The organism is Streptomyces sp. AcH 505 (assembly GCF_000818175.1).
Taxonomy (GTDB): Bacteria; Actinomycetota; Actinomycetes; order Streptomycetales; family Streptomycetaceae; genus Streptomyces.
The window spans coordinates 1,354,614-1,357,651 of record NZ_JTIY01000002.1 but is presented as its reverse complement, the minus strand read 5'-3'; the positions used below and the strand labels follow the sequence as shown (position 1 = coordinate 1,357,651).

At 66.8% G+C, this 3,038-nt stretch carries 3 protein-coding genes and 1 pseudogene; all 4 read right to left on the bottom strand.

Going from position 1 to position 3,038, the window contains the following annotated elements; all coding sequences use genetic code 11:
* Positions 1-55: 55 nt before the first annotated feature.
* Complete coding sequence (gene istB, locus HY68_RS36025; RefSeq protein ID WP_042000041.1) at positions 56-826, bottom strand: IS21-like element helper ATPase IstB; 771 nt, start codon at positions 824-826, stop codon at positions 56-58.
* Positions 823-978: pseudogene (locus tag HY68_RS36020) on the bottom strand (IS21 family transposase); the annotation flags it as partial. The gene istB and the pseudogene HY68_RS36020, both read right to left, overlap by 4 nt.
* Before the next feature lie 65 nt (positions 979-1,043).
* On the bottom strand, positions 1,044-2,591 hold the full coding sequence (locus HY68_RS36015) for an ISL3 family transposase (RefSeq protein WP_198533522.1): 1,548 nt from the start codon (positions 2,589-2,591) through the stop codon (positions 1,044-1,046).
* Positions 2,592-2,729: 138 nt separating this feature from the next.
* On the bottom strand, positions 2,730-2,933 hold the full coding sequence (locus tag HY68_RS36010; RefSeq protein ID WP_042000941.1) for a hypothetical protein: 204 nt from the start codon (positions 2,931-2,933) through the stop codon (positions 2,730-2,732).
* Positions 2,934-3,038: the final 105 nt, after the last annotated feature.

Sequence of the window (3,038 nt, the reverse complement as noted above, 5' to 3'; positions counted from 1 at the left end):
TGTCCGCGTACTCGCTTGAGTGCACCACCGCGTACGAAGTTGTGTGCACCACTGCCTAGGCCACGTCGGTGTCCCGCTCGATCGCCTGGAGACGGTTCTTGAGCCGGTAGCTGTTGCCGTTGATCGAGACGACTTCACAGTGGTGCAGGAGACGGTCGAGGATCGCGGTGGCCAGCACCTCGTCGCCGAACACCTGGCCCCACTCGCTGAAGGTCTTGTTCGAGGTCAGAATGATGGAGCCTTCCTCGTAGCGCCTGGAGATGACCTGGAAGACCAGGTTGGCCTCCGCCCGCTCCAGCGGCTGGTAGCCCACCTCGTCGACCACGAGGACGCCGGGACGGAGGTAGCTGGTCAGCTTGCTCATCAGTCGGCCCTGGTCCTCGGCGGCTTTGAGGTGGCGGACCATGTCGTCGAGGCTGGTGAAGTAGATCGAGTAGCCGGCCCGGCAGGCCGCGACGGCCAGGGCGACAGCGAGATGCGTCTTGCCGACTCCGGGCGGCCCGAGCAGAGCGACGTTGGCCTTGTCCTCGACGAAGGAGAGGGTGGCCAGGTCCTTGACCTTGCGTGGGTCGAGCTCGGGCTGGAAGGAGAAGTCGTAGTCCTCCAGCGCCTTGTGATGCGGCAGCTTCGACAGTCGCAGCCCGTTGCGGAAGCGCCGGTCGTCGCGGACCGCGAGTTCCTCGGAGAGCACCAGGTCGAGCAGGTCGAGGTAGCCCATCTTGGCCTCGCCGGCCCGCTGGACGTACTGGTTCAGAGCCTCGGCCAGATGCGGCAGGCCGAGTTTGACGGCGGTGGTGCGGATGCGGGCGCTGGTCAGCTCGCTCAACGGGCTTCCCTCTTCGGTGCGTTGGTCGTGAAGGGGCGGGTGCCGGTCAGCTCGTCATAGACCGACAGCGGCCTGCGGCCGACCTCGACGCTCGCGGCGGCGGCCCGGTTCAACAGAGCCTGCAGCGGTCCGTTCGCCGCCCCGAGAGGCTCGCTGCGGCGGATCGCTGTCGGCGTACACGTGAACGCGGCTCTGGCAAGTTTTTCGTAGGCGGAGATCATCTCGGTGGCACGGTCGGCCCGTCCGTATAGCGTCGGCGAAGGTGGGCGATCAGGACGACGCGGTGGCGGAGAAGAGAGACGCCGGCACGTCCGGCCATGATCCGTTTCTGCAGCTTGACGTCGGTGATGCGGCCTTCGTTGACTCCGGAGTTGTAAGGGGTCGTGATTCCCTGGGCGACGGCATGTCGGTCTTCGTGGAGGGCTCCGGCGAGGCCGGTGAGAGGAGCGAGTCCGCTCTGTGCGAGGTCACTCAGCCAGCCCGGCAGGAGTGCCGCGTCCTGGTTGTCGACCATGGTGGCGAAGCGGCGGACCAGGTCGTGGGTGAGCTTGAGTTCGGGGCAGTGTTCGAGGAGCAGGGGCAGGCGCTCGTTGATGTGCGGGCTGCGGCGGTGCGGGTGGGTGGTGATCCAACGGGCCGCTTCGCGAGGTGAGGGTGGGCGCTCGCGTGGCTCGTCGATGGGCAGTCCGCGGCGGAGCGGTGCGAGGGCCATCTTCACGCGCTGGTAGTGACCGAGGTAGCCCTTGGATTGCAGTTCTTCGTGCAGGATCTTCGCGTTGTGTTGTCCTTCGTCCCAGCGTTGTCGCAGGTAGTCGAGGTAGGGGTCCAGCGTGGAGGGCTTGCGGGGCGGTCGGCGCATGACTTCCTGCCAGGTGCGGGCAAGGGCATACTTGCCGACGGTACGGCGGTCCAGGCCGAGCTCACGGGCCACGGAACTGTGGCTCCGGCCGGTGCGGGTCAGGGCTTGGACCGCCTCGAACAGACTTTGGGCATGGCGCCCGGCCCTGCTGCTCGCTGCGGCGTTCTCGATGCTCCCCTCGGCCGGCGGGCGAACATCCCCGCTGACCGGTGGCAGGGCTGCGGGCAGGCAGCCGCGGTGGGTGGAGGCGATGTCCTGAACTCGGCGGGACAGGCCCTGCCAGAGGTGAAAGCGGTCGCTGACCTGCACTGCTTCCGAGGCGCCGGCGGTGATGCCCTGCCGGTAGATGAGGGAGCCGTCGCGGCAGGCGACCTCGGTGCCCGGGTGTTCACGGAGCCAGCGGCCGAGCTGTTCCCCGTCACGTCCTTCCCAGAGGGTGAGTGGAAGCCGGGTGGTGGCGTCGACGAGGAGGGTGCCGTAGGTGCCGCCGCGAAGAGCCAAGTCGTCGACCCCCAGGACCCGGGGCGTAACCAGTGGTGGCAGCGACACCCGCATCAGCTGGGACAAGACAGCGACCCGCGAGAGCCTGATATTCAAGATTCGAAGCATCCGGGATCCGCCGCGGCCGGCCAGCACCACCCCGATGTCCTCGACCAGGCGCTGCAGTCGTGGTGTCCGCCGCTGGTAGCGCACGGTCAGACCCGGTACTTGCTCGGCGAAGGTCGTCTTCGGGCAGGTCATGTTCTCGCAGTACAGGCGGCGTACGGACAGGTCGATGAGCAGAGGGCGGCCCGCGAGCGTGACGTCGGTGAGGCGCCGTGCGTAGCGGCTGTGGCACCACTCACTGAGCCGGCCGCATCCCGTGCATCGCGCCGGCTCACCGGATCTCGTGCGGGCACGGACCACCACCGCGGCATCGGATACCTCAACCGAAACCACCTGCACATCGGACAACTGCGGTAGTAAGCTCGCCAGTTCAACAGAGCACAGTCACAGGCTGCCCACCTGCGGACCGGCCGACCGTGCCACCGAGATGATCTCCGCCTACGAAAAACTTGCCAGAGCCAGAAAAGTCCGTACGCCGACACCTTGGTCATGCACGGCCACATTGAACGGCGCCTGCTCCGGCGCTGCCACGGTCACCACGGTGAACTCATCGCCAGGGTTCATCCAGTGATCGGTTCCCCACGGCTCGATCCACAGGCAGACCATGTTGCTGGTCTCGTTGCTCACGCTCGTGTTGGACACGGTCGTAGCCTTACCAGCAACATGACCAGCCGGACAAGGCTCCTCAGGCGGGCAGTTGGCGAGAATCGAGCAGGACCTCTGGCCGCTGCGTAGCACGTGCCTTTA